Origin of the sequence: Clostridium transplantifaecale (assembly GCF_900626075.1) — a bacterium.
Taxonomy (GTDB): Bacteria; Bacillota; Clostridia; order Lachnospirales; family Lachnospiraceae; genus Otoolea; species Otoolea transplantifaecalis.
Map to the genome: position 1 here is coordinate 601,785 of NZ_UYZY01000003.1, position 24,918 is coordinate 626,702.

At 49.2% G+C, this 24,918-nt stretch carries 22 protein-coding genes, 1 other RNA gene and 1 pseudogene; 21 read left to right on the plus strand and 3 right to left on the minus strand.

The features are described 5' to 3' along the window. Positions 1–5: 5 nt before the first annotated feature. The 13 genes and pseudogenes from EJL91_RS14165 (at position 6) to EJL91_RS25380 (ending at position 13,264) form a co-directional block, all read left to right on the plus strand. Positions 6–398, plus strand: a complete 393-nt coding sequence (locus EJL91_RS14165) for a DUF2500 domain-containing protein (RefSeq protein ID WP_125142604.1) — start codon at positions 6–8, stop codon at positions 396–398. A 12-nt stretch (positions 399–410) separates the two neighbouring features. Further along, entirely contained in the window at positions 411–671 is a 261-nt protein-coding gene (locus EJL91_RS14170; protein WP_125142605.1) for a hypothetical protein, read from the plus strand. Next, complete coding sequence (locus EJL91_RS14175; protein ID WP_125142606.1) at positions 672–944, plus strand: hypothetical protein; 273 nt, start codon at positions 672–674, stop codon at positions 942–944. It begins immediately after the preceding gene. Positions 945–1,075: 131 nt separating this feature from the next. Further along, a complete protein-coding gene (locus tag EJL91_RS14180; protein WP_125142607.1) occupies positions 1,076–2,056 on the plus strand; it encodes a hypothetical protein in 981 nt (326 codons plus the stop codon). Positions 2,057–2,154: 98 nt separating this feature from the next. Beyond that, the gene (locus EJL91_RS14185) at positions 2,155–3,090 is read left to right on the plus strand and encodes a hypothetical protein (protein ID WP_125142608.1); all 936 of its coding nucleotides are present in this window, start codon (positions 2,155–2,157) and stop codon (positions 3,088–3,090) included. Between the two features lie 278 nt (positions 3,091–3,368). Beyond that, positions 3,369–5,684: a DUF3604 domain-containing protein gene (locus EJL91_RS14190; RefSeq protein ID WP_125142609.1), complete on the plus strand. Its 2,316-nt coding sequence runs from the start codon at positions 3,369–3,371 to the stop codon at positions 5,682–5,684. Positions 5,685–5,698: 14 nt separating this feature from the next. Beyond that, positions 5,699–7,117: a YfcC family protein gene (locus EJL91_RS14195; protein ID WP_125142610.1), complete on the plus strand. Its 1,419-nt coding sequence runs from the start codon at positions 5,699–5,701 to the stop codon at positions 7,115–7,117. 79 nt (positions 7,118–7,196) lie between these two features. Further along, the gene (locus EJL91_RS14200) at positions 7,197–8,510 is read left to right on the plus strand and encodes a hypothetical protein (RefSeq protein WP_125142611.1); all 1,314 of its coding nucleotides are present in this window, start codon (positions 7,197–7,199) and stop codon (positions 8,508–8,510) included. Positions 8,511–8,652: 142 nt separating this feature from the next. Next, positions 8,653–9,120 carry a Cys-tRNA(Pro) deacylase gene (gene ybaK, locus EJL91_RS14205; protein ID WP_125142612.1) on the plus strand — a complete coding sequence of 156 codons (468 nt, stop codon included), beginning with the start codon at positions 8,653–8,655 and terminating at the stop codon, positions 9,118–9,120. A gap of 374 nt (positions 9,121–9,494) precedes the next feature. Continuing rightward, positions 9,495–10,343 (plus strand): cell wall hydrolase, encoded by an 849-nt coding sequence (locus tag EJL91_RS14210; RefSeq protein ID WP_125142613.1) that lies wholly within the window; start codon positions 9,495–9,497, stop codon positions 10,341–10,343. Between the two features lie 456 nt (positions 10,344–10,799). Further along, on the plus strand, positions 10,800–12,497 hold the full coding sequence (locus EJL91_RS14215) for a phosphoenolpyruvate carboxykinase (ATP) (RefSeq protein ID WP_125142614.1): 1,698 nt from the start codon (positions 10,800–10,802) through the stop codon (positions 12,495–12,497). 102 nt (positions 12,498–12,599) lie between these two features. Beyond that, positions 12,600–13,093 (plus strand): annotated as a pseudogene (locus EJL91_RS14220) (HAD hydrolase-like protein); the annotation flags it as partial. After that, positions 13,088–13,264 (plus strand): HAD hydrolase-like protein, encoded by a 177-nt coding sequence (locus EJL91_RS25380; protein ID WP_423243446.1) that lies wholly within the window; start codon positions 13,088–13,090, stop codon positions 13,262–13,264. The pseudogene EJL91_RS14220 and the gene EJL91_RS25380, both read left to right, overlap by 6 nt. Before the next feature lie 83 nt (positions 13,265–13,347). On the opposite strand, the gene EJL91_RS14225 is transcribed toward EJL91_RS25380, so the two are convergent. From EJL91_RS14225 to EJL91_RS14235, 3 genes are read right to left on the minus strand one after another with little or no spacing between them, the layout of a single operon-like run. Next, on the minus strand, positions 13,348–13,929 hold the full coding sequence (locus EJL91_RS14225) for a hypothetical protein (RefSeq protein ID WP_125142615.1): 582 nt from the start codon (positions 13,927–13,929) through the stop codon (positions 13,348–13,350). After that, positions 13,910–14,377, minus strand: coding sequence for an anti-sigma factor (locus tag EJL91_RS14230; protein WP_243125354.1), 468 nt, complete (start codon positions 14,375–14,377; stop codon positions 13,910–13,912). Before EJL91_RS14230 ends, EJL91_RS14225 begins: the two co-directional genes overlap by 20 nt. After that, positions 14,337–14,864: an RNA polymerase sigma factor gene (locus tag EJL91_RS14235; protein WP_243125356.1), complete on the minus strand. Its 528-nt coding sequence runs from the start codon at positions 14,862–14,864 to the stop codon at positions 14,337–14,339. The genes EJL91_RS14230 and EJL91_RS14235 overlap by 41 nt, the downstream gene beginning before the upstream one ends. Positions 14,865–15,704: 840 nt before the next feature. On the opposite strand from EJL91_RS14235, the gene EJL91_RS14240 reads away from it, so the two are divergent. The 8 genes from EJL91_RS14240 (at position 15,705) to EJL91_RS14275 (ending at position 24,914) form a co-directional block, all read left to right on the plus strand. Further along, positions 15,705–16,865, plus strand: coding sequence for a phosphopentomutase (locus EJL91_RS14240; protein WP_125142618.1), 1,161 nt, complete (start codon positions 15,705–15,707; stop codon positions 16,863–16,865). Between the two features lie 20 nt (positions 16,866–16,885). Beyond that, positions 16,886–17,539, plus strand: a complete 654-nt coding sequence (gene deoC / locus EJL91_RS14245) for a deoxyribose-phosphate aldolase (protein WP_125142619.1) — start codon at positions 16,886–16,888, stop codon at positions 17,537–17,539. A gap of 217 nt (positions 17,540–17,756) precedes the next feature. Then, positions 17,757–18,848 carry a YkvI family membrane protein gene (locus EJL91_RS14250; protein ID WP_125142620.1) on the plus strand — a complete coding sequence of 364 codons (1,092 nt, stop codon included), beginning with the start codon at positions 17,757–17,759 and terminating at the stop codon, positions 18,846–18,848. 35 nt (positions 18,849–18,883) lie between these two features. Beyond that, a complete protein-coding gene (locus EJL91_RS14255; RefSeq protein WP_125142621.1) occupies positions 18,884–19,363 on the plus strand; it encodes a cytidine deaminase in 480 nt (159 codons plus the stop codon). A gap of 70 nt (positions 19,364–19,433) precedes the next feature. Further along, positions 19,434–20,753, plus strand: a complete 1,320-nt coding sequence (locus tag EJL91_RS14260) for a pyrimidine-nucleoside phosphorylase (RefSeq protein ID WP_125142622.1) — start codon at positions 19,434–19,436, stop codon at positions 20,751–20,753. 197 nt (positions 20,754–20,950) lie between these two features. Continuing rightward, a non-coding RNA gene (gene ssrS / locus EJL91_RS14265) (6S RNA) lies at positions 20,951–21,130 on the plus strand. A 208-nt stretch (positions 21,131–21,338) separates the two neighbouring features. Continuing rightward, complete coding sequence (locus tag EJL91_RS14270) at positions 21,339–22,583, plus strand: AI-2E family transporter (protein ID WP_125142623.1); 1,245 nt, start codon at positions 21,339–21,341, stop codon at positions 22,581–22,583. A gap of 72 nt (positions 22,584–22,655) precedes the next feature. After that, entirely contained in the window at positions 22,656–24,914 is a 2,259-nt protein-coding gene (locus EJL91_RS14275) for a SpoIID/LytB domain-containing protein (protein WP_125142624.1), read from the plus strand. Positions 24,915–24,918: the final 4 nt, after the last annotated feature.

Sequence of the window (24,918 nt, forward strand, 5' to 3'; positions counted from 1 at the left end):
AAAAGATGTTTTTTGATTCGTTTTTTTTCGGCGGCGGCTTTGACATCCTGTTTTTTCTGGTATTCTTTTTAGTGATAGGAATGTTTGTTATGATGTTTGTGAGAGGCATCGGCGAATGGAACCGCAATAACCAGTCTCCCAGGCTGACGGTGGAGGCCAGGATCGTAGCCAAGCGTACGAATGTCAGCCATCACACGCACTGTAATGCCGGGGATGTCACGGGCGCCCACGGTACACATTCCACGTCTTCCACCAGCTACTATGTGACATTTGAGGTCGAGAGCGGTGACAGGATGGAACTGCAGCTTGGCGGCAGCGATTATGGGATGCTTGCGGAAGGAGATACAGGACATTTAACATTCCAGGGAACCAGGTATCTGGGATTTAACAGACAATAGAAAGGGGAAGGGATGAAAGGAAAGGGAAAAATAATCGGACTGATTCTTTCTGTTTTGACGGCGGCAGGGATATTTTTAAGCTGTGTGAGCCTGTATATTGATAAACAGACCCAGGGAGCGCTTTCAATTATAGGAGGGGCGGACGGACCGACGGCTATCTATATAGCGTGCAAGACAGGTGATTTCACCTCTGTTTACGTTGTAACCGTATTAATGGTTATTATTACCGCAGTGTATTTTATTTATAGAAAAAGAACGGGAGGAGGGAGGTAGATGCTTTCTATCTTTAACAGAAGGGAGGTATATGTAACACAGAATATGAAAAAGCAGGCCGAGGTCAGGGACGCGCTTGCCACCGCGGGGATTAACTACACGTTTAAAGTGAGCAGCCGCGGCGGTCCGCTTGGAGGCCTCGGTATGAGACCTTTGGCGGCGGGGCTGCTGGCCAGGGAAGAGTGCTCTTACACATTCTACGTGCATAAGAAAGATTATGAATGGGCTCAGAGCCTGCTGCAGAGGATCGGGAATGCGGGCGCAACAGCTTAATTCTTTAGTATTTAACCGTTTCTGAGCTTTATTCACGGCGGAGACGGCGTTCCGAAAAACGGGTATCCTGAAAGCGTGCGTATTGCTTTTGGGATACCCGTATAAAATTTAGAAAAACAGGAGCAGCATTTATGAAAGTATATTATTCAGGAAATTTCCGGGGCAGTGGGAACCAAGAGGAGGCAGGTACGCAGGTGGTTCTGGGCCGGTCGTTTGAATACGGGGGATACGAATGGCTGGTTCCCGCAGTTTATTGCTGCAGCCAGGGACTGGTTCTTGACATCTGCCGTAAAATCCCGGTGGAGAAAGTGAAAGCATTTTACAGGAAGTGGGCAGGAGCAGATGAAGAGGAGCTTACCGCGGAGCAGCGTGATTTGATAGAGTATGAGAGCCCATGGAACTTTGAAGTTTCTTTTACGCTCAGGGTGAACGGCAGGACGGTGATCGGCGACAGAAGCTGTGGCGGCGGTTGGCAGGGGTTCGGGGAAGAAGCAGGCAGCGATATGACGGGAGAGGCGATAGAAGCATATGATCTTGACAGGAATTCTGCCTGGTATATCCACCGTGCGTACTACCGCTGGGGCGCAGAGGGGCAGGAAGAGATCCATTCCCTGTCTATTTTGTTTAAACCGGAGGATGAGGAAATACCCTGCGGCTGCCATTTTACAACATCCGCAGGCTGCGGGCCGTTTAAAGTTCCGTTTTGCCATCCCATTACAGGGGAGGAATATCGCCTGTCTGTGCGTTCCTGTATCGGAGAGATACTGCAGGATACACCTCTGGAGCATGAGATGCCAGGGATTGGCAAAGTCACATTCCCGGGGAATTACTGCGTGATGGAGTACGAGGTGGAGGGGGATAAACAGTTGGACGGAAAAATTGTGGTGAAAGACGCATCCGAAGATGATCCGGCAAAACGCGAAGATAAAGAGTCTTTGGACGGCCCGTCGGCTATTGGATTTATCATCGGCGCGGATAAGGGAGCCGCGCCTGCCGCTCACAGCCGTAAAACAGCCCGTTCCTCGATGCATTTTGAAAAGAGGAAGCAGACAGATTGGTATATCAGTCTTAAGACGGTACGATATAAACCGCAGGAGTATCAACTGATTTAAGCGGAGCGGCAGGTCAGGGAAAGTTTGGAAATGAGGATAGAAGGGATTAGAAGATGAAAGTATATTTTACAGGTGATTTTGGGAAAGGAGATAAAAACATGCAGGAGGGCAGACTCCTGGATATAAAAAGTGTGTTCCGCTGTAACGGCCATGAATGGCTGGTGCCGGCAATTTACTGCTTTGAAGAGGGGATTTCCGTTGATATTTGCAAGCGGATTCCAATCAAAGAAGTAAAAGAATTCTTTGAAAAATGGCCGCGTACGGAACGTATTGGGCTTACAATGGAACAGCAGAATGAGCGGAGGGCGGCCGATCCTTTTGGCGGTCACTTCAAATTTGATCTTCATATCAATGGTAAGAAGGTTAAGGGAGAGGGATGGAGCGGAACTTCGTGGTATGGGACGGATGACGGAAAGGAAAATGAGGATGCCGGGGAAATACTTGAAGTGTACGAACTGGACAGGGACTCGGCCTGGTCGTTTTACCGGGCGCGATTTTTCCGGCCCGAAGGCGTGGAAGAGATAAAGACGCTGGATATGACTATAACGGCTTATGCCGACACGGTTCCATGCGGATGCCGTTTCATTACGGCCGTGGGCTGCGCCCCTTTTGATGTGGAATTTACCCATCCGGTCACGCAGGATAAACGTTGTCTCCATATACTGTCCTGCACCCATGCCTCCATGGACAATCAACAGATAAAGTGGGAGCCGGGTAAAGAACGGGACTGCTTTATTTACCCGGAAAAATACTGTAAGCTGGAATACAGGGAAGTAACCCCGGAAGCATCGGCAGGCGCTGTTACGGTCCGTGACTGTACCCGCTCGGATACCCCCATCAGGAAAGAGACATCTGAATCAGACTGTTCCGTTGCCGTGAATATAATCGGAGGTGCGCGCGGTATGAGTGTACTGACGGATTCCGATGTAAAAACAGCATGCTCGGCCATGCATTTTGAGGAGCAACAGCAGGTGGAATGGTATGTGAGCGCCGAGGTGGTACCGTTCAAGCCGAAGAGGGTGCGGCTTTTATAGGGACAGTAAGATGGAACCGGAGATACGGAACCAGAGATATGGAACCGTAGATACACAAACAGAGATATAGAATTAAAAGTATAGAATAATAGAAATATTTATCGGAGAAAACAGAAATGTTTTCTCTTTTTTGAGTGGCAATGAAAAGTTGGGAATAAAAGTGTGCGGTTCCTGTCTTCTATTTCTTAAAGTCCGATTTAATGACAGTTTCTTCACCTTTTTTTGTCATTTTGTCTTTGATATAGTGATAATAAAGAAAAAACATGGGAGGGTGAGCAATGAGACTGAATCAGGAATATCTGGGCAGCCTGTTTTGTGAAGTGCTACAGGGGGAGTTGGCAGCTGGGATGCCGAACACGATACGGGCGGTATACACAGTCGGGAAATACGGGATTGACGACGGGGGAAATATCCGATTTGCAAGACAGGGGGTAACCGACTGGGAGGCGGTGCAGACCGCAAACGAACGGGAATCGGGCTACAGTACCGTGTCGGCAAGCGGGGAGGCATCGGTAAAAATATTACCTAATTCGGATGGAATCAGGCCCTATGAGAATGCGGTAACCGTACACGTCAGTGATGGGTGTTTAAAGGAGGGAGATCGGGTCGAGCTTCTTTTGGGAGACACATCGGCAGGTTCCCCGGGAATTATAACACAGACAATGGCGGAACGGAACCACAGGATCATAGCGATGGTCGATCCCTTTGGCAGCAACCGTTATGAGGAAATTCATCCGGCCTGCTTTCTGCATGTGAAGAGCGGCGTCTGTGGGGAAGTAGGCCTGGTAGCGCCCAGCAAAGTCGGAGTAAATGAGCCGTTTGAAATGAGAATTCGGATTCTGGATGAACATGGCAACCGCTGTGAGGATTTTACGGGGGAGGTGGATATCGAGACTCCCGACGGATTTTGGTGCGAAAGCCGCCGAATCTGCATGGAACAGGAGGACAGAGGCGTTAAGCTGGTAAAATGCAGGATCGAAAAGGAGGGAAGTTATCTTGCATATGCCCACATCCCAGAGTATGATCTTCACTCGGCAGGCAATGTGATAAAAGTGGAAAACGATATGGTGTATCGTCTTTTCTGGGGAGATATGCACGGCCAGAACTGCGAAGCCGGCGGCCTGGGCAGCATGGAGGATTCCATGGAATTTGCAAGAGAAGTGGGAGCCCTTGATTTTACCGGATGGCAGGGGAATGACTTTGAAGTGTCAGATGAAAACTGGGAACATGTAGGGCAGGCAATCAGAAAGAATCACTGCGACGGCCAATTTGTTGTATTTCCGGGATACGAATGGTCGGGAAATACCTGCGCGGGAGGAGATCACAACATTTATTACCTGAATGACGGGGAGAAACTGTATCACAGCAGCCGGTGGCTTTACAAGGAACCGGGAAGATATGAGGGCAGAGGCAAGGAAGATGACGGGGAGGACTGTTATCCCGTCAGCGAACTGTGGGAGCGCTTCAGGGGAAGGACGGATGTTATGGCGATTCCGCATGTGGGAGGCCGTCATGCCGATTTTTCGTTCCATAACCCGGAACTGACACCGGTAATAGAGGTGCATTCCCACCACGGTATTTTCGACTGGTTTCTGGAGGAAGCGGTGTCGAGAAAGATGAAGGTCGGCTTTATTGCCAGCAGTGACGATCACACGTCCAGGCTGGGGTTATCCTACCCTGTCGGAACGGATTCAGGCAGTTTCGGTGCGACCTTTGACGTGAAGTCGGGACTTACTGCGGTGTATGCAAAGGAACTGACCCGGGAAGGAATCTGGGAGGCGCTTAAAGAAAGGAGATGTTATGGGACGACCTCATCCCGGATTATCGCGGAATTTAACGTAAACGGAGCGGTGATGGGGAGTGAGATAACAGCCGGAAACGAGGTGACGGCCGAATTTTCAATCAGCGCCAATGCTCCGGTGGATCGTGTGGAATTATATAGAAATCTGGACAGAATACATACATTTACCCCGGATTCTGTTAAACTGGACGATAAGGCCGGAAATACCGGAATGAAAGATAGCGGAATGGAAAGTTCCGGTGAAGAAATTATTTGCAAAGCAGACAGAAGAAAGAAAATCAAAATTGCATGGACCGGAGTAAAGACATATTACAGGAACAAATCGGTCCGGTGGGACGGCAGCATTCTGGTGCGGAACGGAAGAATCGCAGGAGCGGACAACTTTGCAATCGATAATTGCAGAGAGGGAATCCAGTCAGTGGGAAACCAGACTCTGCACTTTAAGTCAAAGACATCAGGGGATGAGGACGGAGTGATCATAGATGTAATTCCCATTCCCGGAAAGCAATGTGAAATCATCTTCGCCAGCATGCAGAAAACGGTAATGGTCCCCCTGGAAATGATAACGGACGTTCCATATGAACATTATATCGGGGAAGTGGGAAGAAAAGTGACGTTTTCCATGGAGAGGACGCAGGAAAAATCGGAGGACGGCGTTTACAGCTTTACGGGGAAATTTAAAGACTCCGGCATGGAAGCCGGGCTGAACCTCTACTTTATAAAAGCGTATTTAAAAGACGGAAACAGGGCGTGGGTGTCTCCGGTATTTGTTAACAGCGGGGAGCAGGGATGAAAGGAATATGAGATATGGAGGAAAAAAGAGCAAAAACAAGAGAAGAGCGGCTTAATAATCTGTTGAACCCTTATGTATTAATATGTATCATTATTCTAATTGCGGCGGTCTGTACTTACATCATTCCGGCGGGAAATTACCAGTATATCTTAAATGAGAGCAGTGGAAAATCGGTAGTGGATCCCGGAAGCTACACGAGGGCGGCCAATACTCCGGTCGGCCTGATGGGAATCTTGAGTGCAATTCCCTCTGGACTTGAAAAGGCGGGATACATTATATTTTTTGTATTTATTATTGCCGGAGCTTTTGAAATGTTAAACAGGACGGGATTCACGGAAGCGCTGGTAGGAACGACAATGAAGAAATTTTCGAATCAGGAGAAAATCCTGTTCCCGGCGATTGTCGTTCTTCTGTCTTTTCTGGCAGCCACAATCGGTATGGCTGAGGAGGTCATTATTTTCGTGCCGATTCTGCTGGCTCTCTGTAAATATATGGGGTATGATGAGCTTCTGGCGGCAGGTCTTGCATACTGCGGCATCCGGGCGGGCCATATCAACGGAATGATGAATCCCTTCAATGTGGGAATTGCACAGAGCATCGCGGATGTTCCGTTATATTCCGGCCTGTGGTACAGAAGTATCTGGTGTGCCATAACGATTGCTGTTACCATTTTCCTTCTGATGCGATATGCAAAGAAGATTAAAAATCATCCGGATAAGAGCCTGATGTACGGAATCAGTACCTCCGTGGGGACGGAGATTGATCTGTCGGAAATAAAAACATTCACAGGGAAACACAAGATTCTGGGTCTTCTGCTTTTGGGAACATTTGCCCTTACGATATTCGGCGTCGCCAGATACGGCTGGTATATGACGGAGCTGGCCGCACTATTTTTGGGCTTTGGCATACTGACTGGTATCATCGGAGGTTTTTCTGCATCCTCCATAGCGGACACGTTTTTGGACGGAGCGAAAAATATTATTCCGGGAGCGCTGATTGTGGGAGTGGCAGGAGGAATTCTGGTAATCCTTGACAGCGGCAATATTACAGACACCATCATTTACCATGCAGCATCCTGTCTGCAGGGAATGCCGAAGGTACTGGCCGCCAACGGAATGTATGTGTTCCAGTGGCTGCTTAATATGATAATCCCATCTGGTTCCGCCCAGGCGGCTGTGACTATGCCGATTATGACACCTCTTTCCGATGTCCTTGGAATCAACCGTCAGGTTGCCGTTCTGGCATTCCATTACGGCGACGGGGTTACGAATCTGCTGACTCCGGCCTGCGGACCGCTTATGGCCTGTCTGGCTGTGGCGGGTGTTCCTTATCAAAAGTGGCTGAAATGGGTGATTCCAATGCTGATTGCCTGGACGCTGATCGGGTTCGGCGCCGTTACCGTGGCTCAGATAATCGGGCTTGGGCCGGTATAGGGAAAAGAAGGAAAAAGCGCATATATGAATTAAGACAAAGGGGAAACGTGTTATACTGGTAAAAAAGGAGGGCAATGATATGATAGTTGGACTGGTTGGAGCCCCGGCAAAGATCAATAATATGGAAAAGGCATTAAGACAGATGGACAGGAGCCTTTTAATAAGCCGCCTGGAACTGGAAAGCCTGCCGAAAGAGGAGCATCTGCCTTTGTTCATGCAGCTTCAGAAAACAGCGGATATCATTATCATTGCCGGGTATTACGACTACATGTATTTTACCGGCCATGTTTCGCCAAAGAAAATCACGGGTTATGTTGCCAGGGACATTCTGACGCTCTACCACACGCTGCTGCAGGCCCTGTCCGAGGGATATGATATAAACAGTATCAGTGTCGACGGGTATGAGGAGGAGGAACTGTGTGAAATATTTGAGGAGACGGGACGGTGCGGGAATCTCGACTCGGTTTATCTGTATAAGGATGCATACAAGGACAGCGCACTTTTTGAGGAGACGATCGAACGGATGGTTTCATTCCATTCGGAGACATACCGCAGCAGGAATACAAGTGTCTGCCTTACCTGCATCAGCCCTGTCTATGAACGTCTTTTGAAAATGGGGCTCCCTTCTATTCTGGTCGGTTCCACCTATGAAAATGTACGTCTGGCCTATGAGAAACTGAGGCTGGAGTACTTTTTAAAAGAGAAGGAGACGGGCCAGACGCTGATCATTTATATGGAGACGGGAAAAGGGGCACGGCAGGACAGAACCGGCTGCTATCTGGAACTTGACAAACTGAAAGCGGCGGAGAAAATACTGTCATTTGCACTGGAACTGCAGGCGGCGGTGGAGGAGATTGCCTGGGGAAAGTATATACTGGTCGTGGATAGGAATGTGTTCGAGAGACTGCAGTACAGGACACGCCTCGGCAATCTGCTGAGGGAGGTCCGGAACGCGGCGGGATGTCGGTTGAGCATCGGCGCAGGCACGTCGGATCTTATGTGGGAAGCGGGGGAAAATGCCAGGGCTGCCCTGGATAAAGCGCTTACGCAGGAGGTTTCCTGTGCCTATGTCGTCTATAACAATGTGCTGGTGGACGGACCGATTCTGAGCAGTGAGAAAAAAGAGAGCGTTTCTGCCGACCACCGGTGGCAGAAGATTGCGGAAGAGACATCTCTGAGCATCAACACGGTGCTTAAATTCCACGCGATTGTGGAGAAATACAGAAGCAATGTATTCACAGTAAATGAGCTTTCCCTTGTCTATGGCTGCTCGCTCCGGTCAATGTACCGCATGGTGGAGAAACTGGAGCAGTGCGGGTATATAGAAGAGGACGGAAAAAGGATGATAAACGATGCGGGCCGTCCGAGCCGGATCCTGAAGATAAAGTTCTAGTTCCGATTCCCCTTTACTATCCTCAAAAGCTGTGCTAATATATCCAACAAAAGGAAATAAAAGCGGAATTTTTCACGCAAAGTGCGCAAGAAAACACTTTGCGGAATAATGGCTGTGAATATTAACAGGAAGTGACATAATTATGACAAAAACAAACGTAATGCGCCTTTTGGATGCGGCTGGAATTGAATACGAACCGGGTGAATACGAAGTGGATGAGAATGATTTATCGGGCAGCCATGCGGCCGACAAAATGGGCGTGGATCATGACAGTATGTATAAAACGCTGGTGCTGAAGGGAGAGAAGAAGGGGTATCTGGTCTGCTGCATTCCGGTTGATGAAGAACTGGATTTAAAGAAGGTGGCCAGGGCGGCCGGAGATAAGAAAGTGGAGATGATTCACATGAAAGATTTACTGCCGCTGACCGGATATATCCGCGGCGGCTGTTCTCCGATCGGGATGAAAAAACGGTTCCCTACTTATATAGAAGAAACAGCCCAGCTTTACGACCGAATTACCGTCAGCGCCGGAATGCGCGGAGTCCAGGTATCGGTAAATCCGGAGGATCTTGCAGGCTATATTGAAGCTGATTTTGCTCCGCTAATCTGACGGAAAGTACAAAAAATCACAATGATCAAAAGGTAAAAAGTCTGAAAATAGTTAACATAAAAATCAATAGACATAAAACGACTCTTTTTTCATATGGAAGAAATTGCCATAACTGTTATAGCTTATGAAAAAAGCTTTTGCCAAAATATATAAATTTTATGGTAAAAAACGGTGAAAACATTGTGTAGATTTGACATAAGTGTTAACAAAAAGTTAAGCGCTACTGTATGATGTCACAAAAATGTTAAAAAGTTATTGACAGTTTTTACGAAACTCCCATATAATTACCACCGTCACTTGAAACAGGCAGTGGGGAAGGGTACCCCTGAAACCATTGCAGAACAAAAAAGAGCCTAAAAGAAAGAGGAGAGTGTATGCCAAACATTTACTCATTTCTTCAGACTGCTTATCATTTTGTCAAGTCGTTGGTTGTTAGTGTGACAAAAAAAATGTACCGTACAGCCGCAGTGCTGGTAACAGGACTGACAGTTGTGACGGTGGTATCTTTTAGTTCGAGCAGTTTTGCAGGCGCAGGAAAGACTGCGGCCGCAGCCTATCACGAGAATAGTGAGGATGAGGAAAAACTGCCGGATATGATGCAGTCGGAGGAAGAAAGTACAAGCTTTGGAACTGACATGGAAGTTCTGCTTACCGCTTCAAAAGAACAGGGTCAGCGGCTTATAGGAAGTCTGCTGGAAAAAAACATACAGGATGAACTGGCAAAATCCGCACTGGAGATCGAGGAGATTGAAAGAGAAGTCCTGATGCAGACGCAGCAGGCCGCGGAAGAAGCAGCGGAAAAAGAACGCGCCGAGCGCGCACGGTTAAAACGCGAACAGGCTGTAATCAGGTATTCAGACAGTGATTACAAAGTTTTGCAGAGAATCGTACAGGCGGAGGCGGGAATCTGTGATGAGAAGGGTAAAATTCTGGTAGCCAATGTCATCATAAACCGGGTTAAAAGTGGGGAATTTCCAAACAATGTAACTGATGTAGTGTATGAGAGATCCCAGTTTTCGCCGGTAATAGACGGAAGCATAAACACCTGCAAGGTGACCCAGCAGACGATAGACTGCGTGGATCGCGCGCTGGCAGGAGAAGATTACTCCCAGGGAGCATTGTACTTTATGAACCGGGGTGGATCGGAATCATCCAATGTAAAATGGTTTGACGGCCGTCTGTCCTTTGTCATGCAGCATGGAAGGCATGAATTTTTTAAATAAAGAATAATGGATTTACATTGCAAATGAGGTGCTGAGTCTGCCCGTGAAGGGGAGACTCCGGCGCCTCTTTTGATATCGCAGGAAAGCGCTCTTATGATATAAAAGCTCTCCGGCAGGATGCGCACTCGCGCGAAGATGTAATATGCCGCTATGCGGCCGCGCTGGGTATGAGAGTCAGGAACCGGCAGCCGCGGGAGACGCAGTGTCCGCAAAGGACGAACTTTACCATCTGGTGTCAGTATGGCACGGAAAACAGGCCGCGAATTTGTAACTAATGACGGCTTCGGAGAAAAACGGCTGGTCAATGTACATAAAATCGACTGCGAAAAATGGAGCGTTTTACTGAAAATTTTATAATGAACTTAATAATAATTTTATGAAGCCAGGCATTGACTTTTGTTTAACAAAGTGAGATAATTGAGGCAAATTTGAGGTGCAGTATAAAGGAGGACTAAGATGTCAACAAAAGCGTACTACCCAATTAGTGAGATCGGCGCAGGTAAGCCGGGTTTTTCTAAGACAAGATCCATCATTGAAGCAGCTTTCTACGGAAATAATGTGGTGAAAGTAAACACCTTGAAAGAAGCGTATGAATTAGCAAAGAATTCTCCTGGAACCGTTGTAACCGATATGCCGGTATACAGGGGTGAGGAGTTCGGCCTGGAGAAGGATGCGAAAGTACTGTTATTTAACGATGGAGCCATTACAGGACGTTATGCAACAGCACGCCGTATCGCTGGTGAGCCAGGTGTAGACTGTGCGGCCCTGGATCTCGTAGCCATGGACGCCATTTATGAGTCCCGCTGGAAAACAATGTATCATGCAGAAGTATTTGTAGGCCTGGATCCTGAATTTATGGTTAAGGCACATCTGCTGATTCCTGAGGGCGAAGAGAATATCATGTATAACTGGATGCTGAACTTCCAGTATATGTCCGACGAATATGTAAGAATGTACAAGAATTCCAAACCGGTTGGAGACGGCAGGGAAGCCGATATCTATATCTTCTCCGATCCGCAGTGGAACGGTTCCGACCGTCCGAACGTATCCTTAGACTGCCTGTCCGATCCGCAGAAGAAAACCCTGTGCTACTTCAACACAGAGACGAACTGCGCATGTATCCTTGGCATGAGATACTTCGGCGAGCACAAGAAGGGCACTCTGACAATGGCATGGGCAATTGCCAACCGCAACGGTTACGCATCCTGCCACGGCGGCCAGAAAGAATATACACTGGCAGACGGCAGCAAGTATGTTGCTTCTGTATACGGCCTGTCAGGTTCCGGTAAATCCACTCTGACCCATGCAAAACATGGCGGAAAATATGAGATTAAGGTTCTCCATGACGACGCGTTTGTTATCAACACAGATACCTGCGCATCCGTTGCCCTGGAGCCGACTTACTTTGATAAGACAGCCGATTACCCAACCGGATGTGAGGACAACAAGTACCTCCTGACGGCACAGAACTGCTCCGCAACTCTTGATGAGGACGGAAAGATTCAGTTAGTGACGGAAGATATCCGTAATGGTAACGGACGTGCCATCAAGTCCAAACTCTGGTCCCCGAACCGTGTAGACAAGGTTGATTCCCCTGTCAACGCGATCTTCTGGATTATGAAAGACCCTACCATCCCGCCGGTAGTGAAACTGAAAGGCGCATCCCTGGCATCCGTTATGGGAGCAACACTGGCTACCAAACGTTCCTCTGCTGAGCGTCTGGCTCCCGGCGTAGATCCGAACAAGCTGGTAGTAGTACCGTATGCAAACCCATTCCGTACTTATCCTCTGTCCAACGACTACGATAAGTTTAAGAAACTGGTAGAAGAAAAGAATGTAGACTGCTACATCGTCAATACCGGTGATTTCATGGGCAAGAAGGTAAAACCGGCCGATACTCTCGGCATTCTCGAAGCAATCGTTGAGAAGACGGCCCAGTTCCACAAATGGGGTCCATTCTCCGATATCGAAATTCTGGATTGGGAAGGATTTATCCCGAACATGGAAGATCCGGAGTATGTCAGCCAGTTAAAGGCACGTATGAACGACCGTGTCAATGAGATCAAGGCATTCGAAGTGGCTAAAGAAGGCTATGATAAGCTTCCTGACGACGCACTTGCTGCCATTCAGAAAGTAGTTGACGAATTAGGCTGATAGAAACTTAAATAACAGGATGCAAAGGCATCGTGATGAAGGAAAGACGGTACGGCGAGGGCTGTACCGCCTTTCTTTCCGTATTTGCAGAGGGAAAGAAAAGTGGAAAAAATTTTACTGTTTGATCTGGATGGAACGCTGACGGATCCAAAGGAAGGGATCACGAAGTCGGTTCAGCATGCCCTGAAAGCATATGGAATAGAGGAAAATGATTTAGACAGCCTGTGTCCTTTTATCGGGCCTCCTCTGGTGGACAGCTTTGTGGAGTTCTACGGTTTTACCGTAAAGGATGCCAGGGAGGCAATCCCTGTATTCCATGAATATTTTACAAAGCAGGGTATGTTTGAGAATAAAGTGTACCCGGGCATGGAAACGATGCTTGGGAATCTGAACGACGCAGGCTTCACCCTGGCTGTTGCCACATCCAAGCCGGAGATTTTTGCAGAACAGATTCTTGAACATTTCGGCCTGCTTCCCTTTTTAAGCTGGTGGGAGGCGCCGATATGGAAGAAACCCGGGTGAAAAAGGGCGATGTCATTGAGTATACATTAAAGCGCCTGAATGCCGATCCGGCTGTAACGCCCGTGCTCATGGTGGGAGACAGGAAACACGACGTCATAGGCGCGGCGGAGAACGGAATTGACTGCGTCGGAGTTCTGTACGGCTACGGCTCCTCAGAAGAGCTTACGGGAGCCGGAGCGAAGTATCTGGCAGAAAGTGTGGAGGAGCTTGAAAAATACCTCCTGTCCGGCGTCTGGGAGGCCTGATAAACTTTTCTTGTCCGGTATTGGGAAGGAATGAAAGCAAAAACCGTGGAGCAGTTCTGCCTCACGGTTTTTAAAATTCCCTTTTAGTTTCCTTTGTGCTCCAGATAGGGAGGACTGGGGATATCCGGGTTATCTTTATTAAGTTCGTCGTGTTTTCCTTTAATCAGATAGAGACCTGCAATAATAATGGCGATTGCCACAACACCCTGCGGCACGGTATTGGTAATGAAGCGGATCAGCTCCGACGCCTCGTTGGTCAGATAGAGGGCCGGTATGATGTACCAGAACAGCAGTCTTGAAAACAGCTTCCACAGAATGCTGATTCCAAAGAAAATCAGGCAGCCTGCCACCAGTTTGTAATGTTTCTTAACGGCATCCTGGTTGGGGGAGATGTCATTCCAGTGGATGATGAAGTCATCCTCCAGACTGTAAAATTCCTCATCGCTTAATGAATTCAGGTTGTTTGTGTGAAAGAAACTGTAAAACCAGACAATCGGGGACAGGAAAGTCAGGAAACTGAGCTGCAAAAAACCCGATATCCCGAGTAATACTGCAAAGATTGCCATGAGGCTGATCCCCTGTTTAAAGAATCCAAGATACATTTCTCCGGCGCCGGGAATCAGGGACCAGCAGAATGTCAATAATTTACCTTTCTTTTTCGTCATTCTTAAATACCTCCATATTGATATTGGACAGCTTTCCCAGCTGCTCCGTTAAATAATTTACCGTGTCATAGTAGAACCACTGGCTTTCGGATCTTGTATGGCTTTGTCTTGCCGCCGCATCCTGCCTTGAGCTTATTTCCCTGGAAAGTCCGGGGAGGATGGACAGCATGGTCAGCGCACACAGGACTGCGGCCCCGACCTTAAGGCTGAAGTAGAACAACTGCAGCCGTTTGGAAAGATGGTTCGTGCCTGCGATAATCTGTACGTCCAGATTCCTGCTTCGTTCCAGAATGTCGGATTTTAAATGCCTGGGCGCTGTGATAAGCTCCTGCGTCCCGATATAATCTGCAAACCGTTCACGGCAGAACGGACATGAGGCGAGGTGGGCGCATTCTTCCTGCGTCAGGTTATCCTTGAACCGCTTCGGATCGATGTGCTGTTTTTCCATATGCCGGTTCCTCCTTTCCATAGAGTTTTTTCAGCATTCCCTTCGCCCTGTATATCTGGGTCTGCAACGTTTTTATGTTTTTTCCTGTCTTAGCTACAATTTCACTGATTTCCATCTCATGATAATAATAGTCAAGGGCCACCTCCCGGTAAGGAGGTTTGAGGGCGAGACAGCAGTCATAGAGCTTCTGTCGTACCTCCTTTTCCAGGCATTTCTCTTCCACAGAATCGGGCGCAGCGATGGCAGTAAAATAGACGTCTTCAGTAGGTACTGATTTTCTGCCTGCCCGTTTCAGATAGTCGAGGCTCTTGTTGGTGGCGATTTTGCAAAGCCAGGCCCGCTCGTTGCTGCCATCGAAGAAGGCCATGCTTTTATAAGCGGAAAGAAAAGTATCCTGGGTCAGATCCTCGGCATCAAAATAGTTGCCTGTGAACTTATAGCAGATTGAATATATTAAATTCTGATATTGGTTTATCCATTGTTCCAACTGCTGTTCCGCATTAATAGGATCGCCCCCTTTCTCATCCGTCTCACTTATATAAACGATGTGCCTCCCCGGATAACTTCAAAAAGTTTTCAGAGTGAAAATAATGTAAACTGCCAATAATCTTAGCAGAGACTTCGGGAAAAGACAAGGGGGATGAGAACGCCGCCGGGACGGTCGGGGATCGGAATGGTGAGAGGAGGTTGTAAGTATTCAGTCCCGGCTTGGAGGTTGTCGCGGGTGGGGAATCCGGGCAGAAAAAGTTCCTACGGGAAACGCTTGCGCTCTTTGGAGTACATAGCAGTACTAAGGCGTCTGAGATACGACGCCTAAGTGCTGATGGACTCCCAGGTTCCCTGCGGAATCTTTTTCTCCCTTCTTCCCCACGGGTAGGTTATGGCCCGGGACTGAAGACGCGCAGGTTTTCGCCATTCCGCCCGGCTTGCGGTGGCTGATTTGTTCTCTTCCTTCAGGGGGGATGGTATTGCCGCGACCACTACGTTCTTCCATATGCAGGAGAATGCCTCCTGTCAAATTGGGAATGAAGTTAACGCGGAAATATTTGCACCCATTTTAAATTCAGATCAATTTAGCCAATAGGCGCATTGCAAGGTGGAAACACTCAAATCGAAGAACTTACAAGTATCACAGTCACATAGTGGCCGCGGCAATACCCTCCCACTCCCCCGTCCGCCGGCTCACAGAGGCGTCCCCGCCCCTCAATTAAACCTAACTATTTTAGTGACAACCCGCCCATCCTGTTATATACTTGTAGATGTGGAATGATAATAGCGGCCTTTCAATACGGCCGTGTGCTCATAATACAGAAAAGAGGTAAATGATATGAAACGTGTATTTTTAATTGTACTGGACAGCGTGGGAATCGGAGAGATGCCGGATGCGGCCGACTACGGTGACGCAGGCAGCAACACAATTGCGGCGGCGGCCCGGAGTTCCTCTTTTTCCATGCCTAATATGCAAAAATTGGGATTTTTTAATATTGACGGCGTTGACTGCCGTGAAAAAAGTGTGTCTCCATCCGGAGCCTTTGCCAGAATGACGGAGAAATCCAAAGGTAAGGATACGACGATCGGCCACTGGGAGATTGCAGGCGTTGTTTCTGAGCAGCCGCTCCCAACGTTCCCCGACGGTTTCCCAAGGGAACTTTTAGATGAATTTGAAAAAGAGACCGGAAGAAAGGTTCTCTGCAATAAACCGTACTCTGGAACCGAAGTTATCAAGGACTACGGCGAGGAGCATCTGAAAACGGGAGCTCTGATTGTTTATACGTCGGCGGACAGTGTATTTCAGATTGCCGCCCATGAATCGCTTGTCCCGATCGAGGAGCTTTACCGTTACTGCGAGATAGCGAGACGCCTGTGCGCAGGAAAATTCGGCGTGGGCCGTGTGATTGCCCGTCCGTTTGAGGGAGAATTTCCGTTCAGCAGGACTTCCAGGCGCCATGACTATTCCCTGGTGCCGCCGAAGGCTACCATGCTCAACTATATTAAGGATGCCGGAAAAGATGTTCTGGCAGTCGGCAAGATTAACGATATCTTTGCCGGAAGCGGCGTGACGGATATGGTGCGCACTGTGAACAACGGGGACGGCATTGACAAGACGCTTGCCTACGCACAGAAGGAGTTTAACGGAATCTGCTTCACAAACCTGGTGGATTACGATATGCTCTACGGGCACAGGAATGATGTGGAGGGTTATGCAAAGGCCCTGACTTATTTTGATGAGCGCCTGCCGGAACTTCTCGCAATGCTTGGGGAAGACGATATCCTGATGATTACGGCCGATCACGGCTGCGATCCCAGCACACCTTCTACCGACCACTCCAGAGAGTACACACCGCTTGTGATCGCGGGACCGCCTGTGAAAGAGGGCATAAACCTGGGAACGAGAAAGACATTTGCCGATATTGCAGCATCCATCCTGGATTATCTCGATGTGCCGGGAGAGACGGCCGGAGAGAGCTTTATCGGAGAAATTATTTAACAGAACGGGGAGAAGTTAACATGAACAGAGAAAAAATACTGGCAGCGGTCGATCATACCCTGCTTCATCCGGAATCCACTTGGGCGCAGATTAAAGAACTCTGCGACGATGCAGTCAAATACGGGACGGCGTCCGTGTGCATCCCTCCTTCCTTTGTAAAACAGGCAAAGGAATATGTGGGAAACAGAATGCGCATCTGTACGGTCATCGGTTTCCCAAATGGATATAATACCGAGGCGGTCAAGGTATTTGAGACAAAGACGGCAGTAGAAGAAGGGGCCGACGAGATCGATATGGTGATCAACATCGGTGATCTGAAGGACGGAAATGAGGAGAAGATCCTGCATGAGATTAAGGCGGTTAAAGAAGCCTGCGCAGGCAAGCTTCTCAAGGTGATTATTGAGACCTGCCTTCTGACGGAGGAGGAGAAGATTGTGATGTGCCGTCTGGTGACGGAGGCAAAGGCCGACTACATCAAAACTTCCACCGGCTTTTCCACGGCAGGGGCTACCTTTGATGATATTAAGCTGTTTGCCGCCCACGTAGGTGACGGTATCAAAATTAAAGCGGCAGGGGGAATCAGCTCCCTGGAGGATGCCAAACATTTCATGGAGCTGGGAGCCGACAGGCTGGGTACCAGCAGAGTGGTCAAGATTATAAAAGAAGAAGCATAACCGGCTGCGGAGCAGTTCCAAACCGGGATATTGAAACAGCGGGGAGAGCCGGCCATACGGTTTGTACCCGCTGTTTTTCATGTGGCCGCACTCGGCGCGGGAGACCGGCCGCAGCGCATGGCGGATGTATGACGGACTCCCGCGCAAAAAACTGCTTGCCTTACAGGCTGTTTAAACGTATCATAATATTAAATACGTTACTTCAGGGGAAGATATTATGGATAAGATAGGAAGCCGGCAGATTTGCGCTACGTTTATGGGCTGCTTTCTCGGAGCGGGATTTGTCTCGGGGCAGGAGTTATGGCAGTATTTTGGCTGCTTTGGCATACAGGGAATTGCCGGTTTGTTTGCGGCATGCTTTATATTGACGTTGTTGGGAATCATACTGCTCCTTACGGCAGGGATGAGCGGCACAGGGGAGATGGATCGGGTTGTGATGCCGGTGGAGCTTCCGTGGCTGCGCACGGCGATCGGAGCGGTGCAGATTACCTTTATGTTTGGGATTTATACGGTTATGGCATCCGGAGCGGGAACTCTGATAGAGAACCTGACCGGCAGCCATACGGCCAGAATCGTAGGAAGCGCCGTATTCTGTGCGCTTGTGACCGCCGTATCCTTCGGCGGAGTGGAAGCGGTGGTGAAGACCTTCGGCCGTGTAGTCCCGGTCCTGGTGACGCTGACGATTGCCACGGCTTTGATTGTGATCCTGAAGAATGGAATTGGCCGGATAGAGGTTTCACCAAAGGCTGCATCCAATCCGCTTCTGGGAAGCTGGGGGATTGCCGCCGCCAATTTTACTTCCTATAATTTTTTCTGTGCCATCGGCGCCCTTGCGCCCCTGGGCCTTGCGAATGAATCAAAGAAACCGGCGCTCCGCGGTGTGGTTGCAGGAGGCGTCATTTTATTTATCATCGGGCTCTGCCTTGTTTTTGCCATGCATTCGGGAAGTGCGGCGACGGAGACGGAGCTGCCGATCCTGACGCTGGCGGAGATGGTTCATCCCGTTTTTTCATGGATTTGCGCCATATTTCTTCTGGGAGCCATGTTCGGTGCGGCAATGTCGGTATTCACCCCGGTCCCACGGTATTTCTGCCGGTTTGCCTGCATAGGGAAGCATAGAAGGGTGTTTTCTTCCCTGCTGGGCATTGCGGCCTGGGCCGCGGGCCAGTTGGGATTCGGCAGCCTGATTGGGGTACTGTACCCGATTTACGGATATATTGCGTTTGCGGTCATTGCGCTGCTGATCATTAATTTTATAAAGCGGGTGCAAACAGATTCGCGGAGCCGTAAACAGAGAAAAACAAAATAATTAATTTAACCTTACACAGTAAAGGAGGAGTATATATGGCGGAAAAACGCACAATACGGAAGATACAGGCCGGAAACGGCGAACCGAAGGCGGAACTTACAAAAGAGGAGATAAGGGTTCTTCTCGAAGCGGCCTTTGAACAGCTTCCCTCCGCCTATGCGCCCTATTCTCATTTTCATGTGGCGGCCGCTCTTCTGTGCACGGATGGGACAGTCTGCACGGGAGTTAATGTTGAAAATGCCTCCTACCCTGCGACCAACTGTGCAGAACGCACGGCATTTTTCAAAGCGGTCAGCGAGGGGCAGCGGGAGTTCACGGCTATTGCGATATGCGGAGGAAAAGACGGAAAGACGGAAACATACTGTGCACCCTGTGGAATCTGCCGTCAGGTGATGAGGGAATTCTGCCGTCCGTCCGCTTTCCAGGTGATTGTGGCGAGAGCGGTGGACGATTACAGAATTTATACGCTGGAAGAACTTCTGCCCGAGAGCTTTGGGCCTGAGAACCTGGTGTAATGCGCCGTATTCATCCGTGCACGTTTTACACGGTTTGCAACAGCCGAATGAAAGGAAGGTAAGACGGCTTATGAGAATGTATGATCTGATTGAAAAAAAGAAAAGGAATGAGAGTCTTGATCGGGAGGAAATCCGCTTTATGGTACAGGGATTCGTGAACGGTGAGATTCCGGATTACCAGATGGCGGCCATGCTGATGGCGGTCTGCTTTAACGGGATGGACGATGAGGAGACGACAAATCTGACGTTGGAGATGGCTCATTCCGGCGATATGGTGGATCTTTCTCCGATCGAAGGATTTAAAGCGGATAAGCACAGCACCGGAGGCGTGGGCGATAAGACGACTCTGATTGTCGGCCCGATTGTGGCGTCGCTCGGAGTGAAGGTTGCAAAGATGTCCGGCCGTGGGCTTGGGCATACGGGAGGCACCATTGATAAGCTGGAGGCAATTCCGGGATTTCAGACCTCCATTCCGATTGAAACTTTTTTTGAGATTGTTAAGAAAACGGGGATCGCTGTGGTCGGGCAGAGCGGCAACCTGGTTCCGGCCGATAAAAAGATTTATGCCCTGCGCGATGTGACGGCCACGGTGGACAGTATACCGCTGATTGCATCCTCCATTATGAGCAAGAAACTGGCGGCCGGGAGCAATGGGATTGTCCTGGACGTCAAGACGGGAAGCGGGGCATTCATGAAGACGCTGGATGACTCCATCACACTTGCACAGAAGATGGTGGCGATTGGCAACGGGGCCGGACGCTCCTGCTCAGCCCTGATCACGGACATGGATGTGCCCCTTGGTTTTGCCATCGGCAATTCCCTGGAAGTGATGGAAGCAATCGACACCCTGAGAGGAAAAGGACCGGAGGATTTGCGGGAAGTCTGCCTGAGGCTTGCGGCCGAGATGCTGCATACCGCAGGGCGAGGGGATGCGGAGGAATGTTACCGTATGGCGGAACAGGCGCTGGAGGACGGAAGCGCTTTTGAAACATTTAAAAAGATGGCCGAGGCACAGGGAGGAGACGGCTCTTACATCGATCACCCGGAACAGTTTGAAAAGGCTCCGTATTGCAGGACCGTGGAGGCGCCGGAAGACGGATACGTCTCCCACATGGATACGGAAGGGTGCGGAATCGCCTCGGTTCTTCTGAAGGCCGGAAGGAGCACGAAAGAGGACGTGATCGACAATGCGGCCGGAATCATTCTTTCTAAAAAATATGGCGACTATGTAAAAAAAGGGGAGCCGCTTGCAAAACTGTATGCATCGGATGAGCTCCTGTTCGGCCCGGCGGAGGAAAAAATTCTTTCTTCCTACGAATTCTCGGACTCCAAACCGCAGGCCAAAAAACTGGTGTACGCGAGGGTTTCGAAAGACGGCGTGGAACGATAAAACAACCGGATATCATAAAAAAATTTTAACCGGAAGACACTGGAAATAAAGGGAAGAACACGAAAGACAAGAAAACCTTAAGATTAGGGCCAGTAAATGGAACTTGAAAAACACAAAGAACTGGTGTATAATAACGATATCAAAAGATGAAAAGCCTATCAGATAAAGCTTTCCATCCCAATGAATAAGAGCATTTGTAACTCCTGGGATGCTCGACAACTCTTACTTTTTTTGAACCTACATCGGACATAACGGGATTCCAATATTTTTAAGCGGATGTCAGGCCTCCTGTGAGTGGAAGGCAGAAGCCTAAGTGAGGTTGCCCACCTAGCAGAGCTAGGCGTCAATACTGTAAGAGCCGGCATTTTGGGGTTACAAACGATAAAAAGCAGCGAGCAATCGCTGCTTTTGCTTTGCCTGAAGAAAAATATGGGTATTCTTATTGCCGCTTACAGGCAGCAGCCCATGAGACGCAATTTCGCCTGTTGTTTACTTTTTGTTAAGAAATCTTTACATGATATTACTTGCCAAATAAGGAGGACTTCCTGTATACTGATGGTGAATAAATACGGACGAGGGAAGAACATGAAAAATAATGAATTTAAGCGTTACATTTATACCGGCCTTACCGCGGTTACCGTGATTGCGATCTGTATCGTGTTCTGGTACTGTATCCAGTACTGGGATCAGGTGGCAAAGGTCATACATCTGATTATTGGAATCGTGGCTCCGATTATATACGGTGCGGTGCTTGCTTACCTTACAACACCGATTTACAATCGGGTGACGGACGCCGTCAGGATGAAACTTCTGAAGGTTTGGAAGGATGAGAAGCATGTGGCGGGCGTTGCAAAGGCAGTCGGGACGGCGGCCAGCGTATCTCTTGTCCTTGTGATCGTGGCAGGCCTGTTCCAGATGCTGATTCCCCAGATGCTTGAGAGCCTGGCTGGGATCCGGGATTCGTTCCCAACCTATCTGCAGAACCTCTATTCCTGGATACGCCAGGTGCTGGCGGACAATCCGGATATTGAGGAGATGGTGCTCAGCAATCTGCAGAACGGGGTCCAGATGGCGGAAAGCTGGCTTGAGAATTCCTTTACCAATATTGACATGACAAGACTTGGAGAATTCCTGACCGGCGTCTCCAGCAGCGTCCTGAGCCTTCTGGTATTTATTAAGAACTGGCTTATCGGCCTGATTGTCATGGTCTATCTTCTGAATATCAAGGATACACTGGCGGCCCAGGGGAAAAAGATTATTTATGGCTGCCTCAATCTCAAGTGGGCCAACAGCGTGGTGGAGGAGCTCCGCTTTGTGAACAAGATGTTCGGCGGTTTCATCATTGGAAAACTGGTGGATTCCCTGATTATCGGGATTATCTGTTTTATTGGAACATCGCTTATGAAGATGCCGTTTACCCTGTTAATCAGCGTCATTATAGGAGTGACGAATATCATTCCGTTTTTCGGGCCGTTCATCGGGGCAATACCGACCGGTTTTCTGGTACTTCTTGTAAGCCCGGTCAAATGTATTTATTTCCTTATATTCATCCTGCTTCTCCAGCAGTTTGACGGCAATATCCTGGGACCGAAAATTCTCGGTGATTCAACGGGACTTTCCAGTTTCTGGGTGCTGTTTTCCATTCTGCTGTTTGGAGGGCTGTTTGGGTTTGTCGGAATGATTATTGCGGTTCCGGCATTCGCGGTTATCTATGATCTGATTGCCAGGGCAGTCCATTTTTCGCTCAGGAATAAGAACCTGTCCATGGCGACGGAAGATTATAGAGATCTGGATCATATTGACGAAAAAGACGGTAAGTTCATTAAATAACAATGGAAAGCGCGTTTTGCGTTCATTTTCATTGCCAATCAGTAATGAGGCGCTGTCCGGGAAAGGATTTTTATGAGATCAAAGAAGATGGTTTACTGGGCCTTCCTGATTCCGGCGGTTGTGATAATCCTGATTATCATAATTGTCAAACTCGATACAGCAGATAATTACATTTCCCGCGCCATGGCATCTAAAGCCATGGCGCTCGCGCTGACGGACAAAGACGGCTGCCTGTCCTCCCAGAAGGAGAACGGCTCCCACCTTTCCGCCAGGATGCAGGAGGACTGGTCGGCGAAATACATTGATTATCTGCTGGAACAGGGACTGCTCGAGGAAGGAACCGTTACGGAGGATGATTATGCATCCTCGGCTCTTACATACGGGGAAGCGGCATTTGCGGCGGAGCAGGTGTCAAAAGGGCTTTCTCAGGCTCTTGGCGTCTCCAGGAAGAAGTATAACAAGCCGATGCCAAAGGAGGCGTGGTGGCTTTTTTATCCGTCGTTTTTGAAAGCCGCAGACAAGGAGCAGGAGGTTAAGGAAGTGGATCTCCTGCTTTACGGAACTCCCGATAATGTGAAGGAGGCGGCGCCCTGGACCGCGTATACGAGCGAAGGTATTATGGGCTTTGAGGGACTCTCTATGGATTCCCATATCGACCGTGAGATCCGCGTCCTGGCCAGAAACGGCGAGATGATACACCTCACCGAGGAGGTATCGGAGGACGTCGTATACAGGAATGTATGGCTGGCGGCCGGCGAACGAGATAAGATGAATCTTTACATAGGCACCATTATCCGGGAATTTCCACTGGCAAAGGAAGTGGAAGAGCAGGAGAGCGGCGTGCTGGCCGATATCTCCCTGAGCAGGGGGAAAATTAAAAAACTGTCCCTGAAAACGGATACAATCGAGGGGAAGGTTCTTGCGGTCCGTGACGACTCAATTGAGATCGAAGGATACGGGGAGGTGCGTCTCGACAAAGATTTTAAGGTATATAAGACATACGGAGTGGTAAAGGAACAGAAGAAAAAAGATATTCTGGTGGGATATAATCTGGAGAAATTCGTGGTGGCCGATAAGAAAATCTGCGCGGCCCTGCTGGTGAAGAGCTTCTCCGCAAAAAATATCAGGGTTCTTATCATGGATAAGGGATTTTCCTCGATTTTTCACGACCAGGTGATACTGAAGGCCGATACGCCGCTGACGGTGGAGTACGGCGATTCTGCCGAACGGATCGAGGCGGGCAGCGAGCTGGTCATCAAAAAGGATGATGAACGCCTGAGCAAGGGCAGGATTACGGTGGAGCCGGAGGATCGGCAAAAAGGAATCAAAGTGCTGAGCGTCAGCAGGCAGCAGGGAACGCCGGAGTATTTCGGCTGTTTTGAAATCAGCCGTGAATCGAAAGGACTCCTGCTTCTCAACGAGGTTGATGTGGAAGATTACCTGACCAGGGTGGTGCCGAGTGAGATGCCTTCCTCCTACGAGGTTGAGGCGCTTAAGGCCCAGGCCGTCTGCGCCAGGACTTATGCCTACCGGCAGATCCAGGCTAACGCCTACAGCCAGTACGGCGCACACGTGGACGACAGCACCAATTATCAGGTATATAATAATATTGAATCTAACGAGAGAACTGACCTGGCCGTCAAGGAGACGGATGGCGAGATGGTGTTTTACGGGGATACGCCGGCGGAGACCTACTATTTCTCCACCTCCTGCGGTTATTCTACCGACGGGACGATCTGGGGAGCCGATATAAAGGATGTGCCTTACCTGAAAGGAATTTCCCTCACTGAGGGCGGCGGTACGGATGACCTGACGACAAACGAGGCCTTTGTGCCGTTTATACAGGGGCAGGGGACAAAGAATTACGATTCCGGATATTCGATGTACCGCTGGTCCACAACGGTCACCAACAAAAAACTGGCTGAGAAGATAGACGGCATCGGCACGATTCAGGCCCTCTTTGTGACAGAGCGCGGCACGGGCGGAATCGCAAAAACCGTGAAGGTGGTTGGAAGCGACGGAGAAAAAGTTCTGAAGGGCCAGACCCAGATCAGGAACACTCTAGGCGCGCCGGAACTTGTTTATAAGAAAAACGACGGTTCCACGATGACGGACTGGTCGTCCCTGCCGAGCGCTTTTATTGCGGTGGATGAGACGGCGAGAGACGAGGAGAAAGGCACCAGGACCTTTACAATCTGGGGCGGCGGCTACGGCCACGGTGTCGGGATGAGCCAGAACGGCGCCCAGCAGATGGCAAAGGAAGGAAAGACCTATAAAGACATTCTGTCCTTTTTCTACAGCGGAATCGAGGTCAGGGAGCTTACTGAGTAAAACA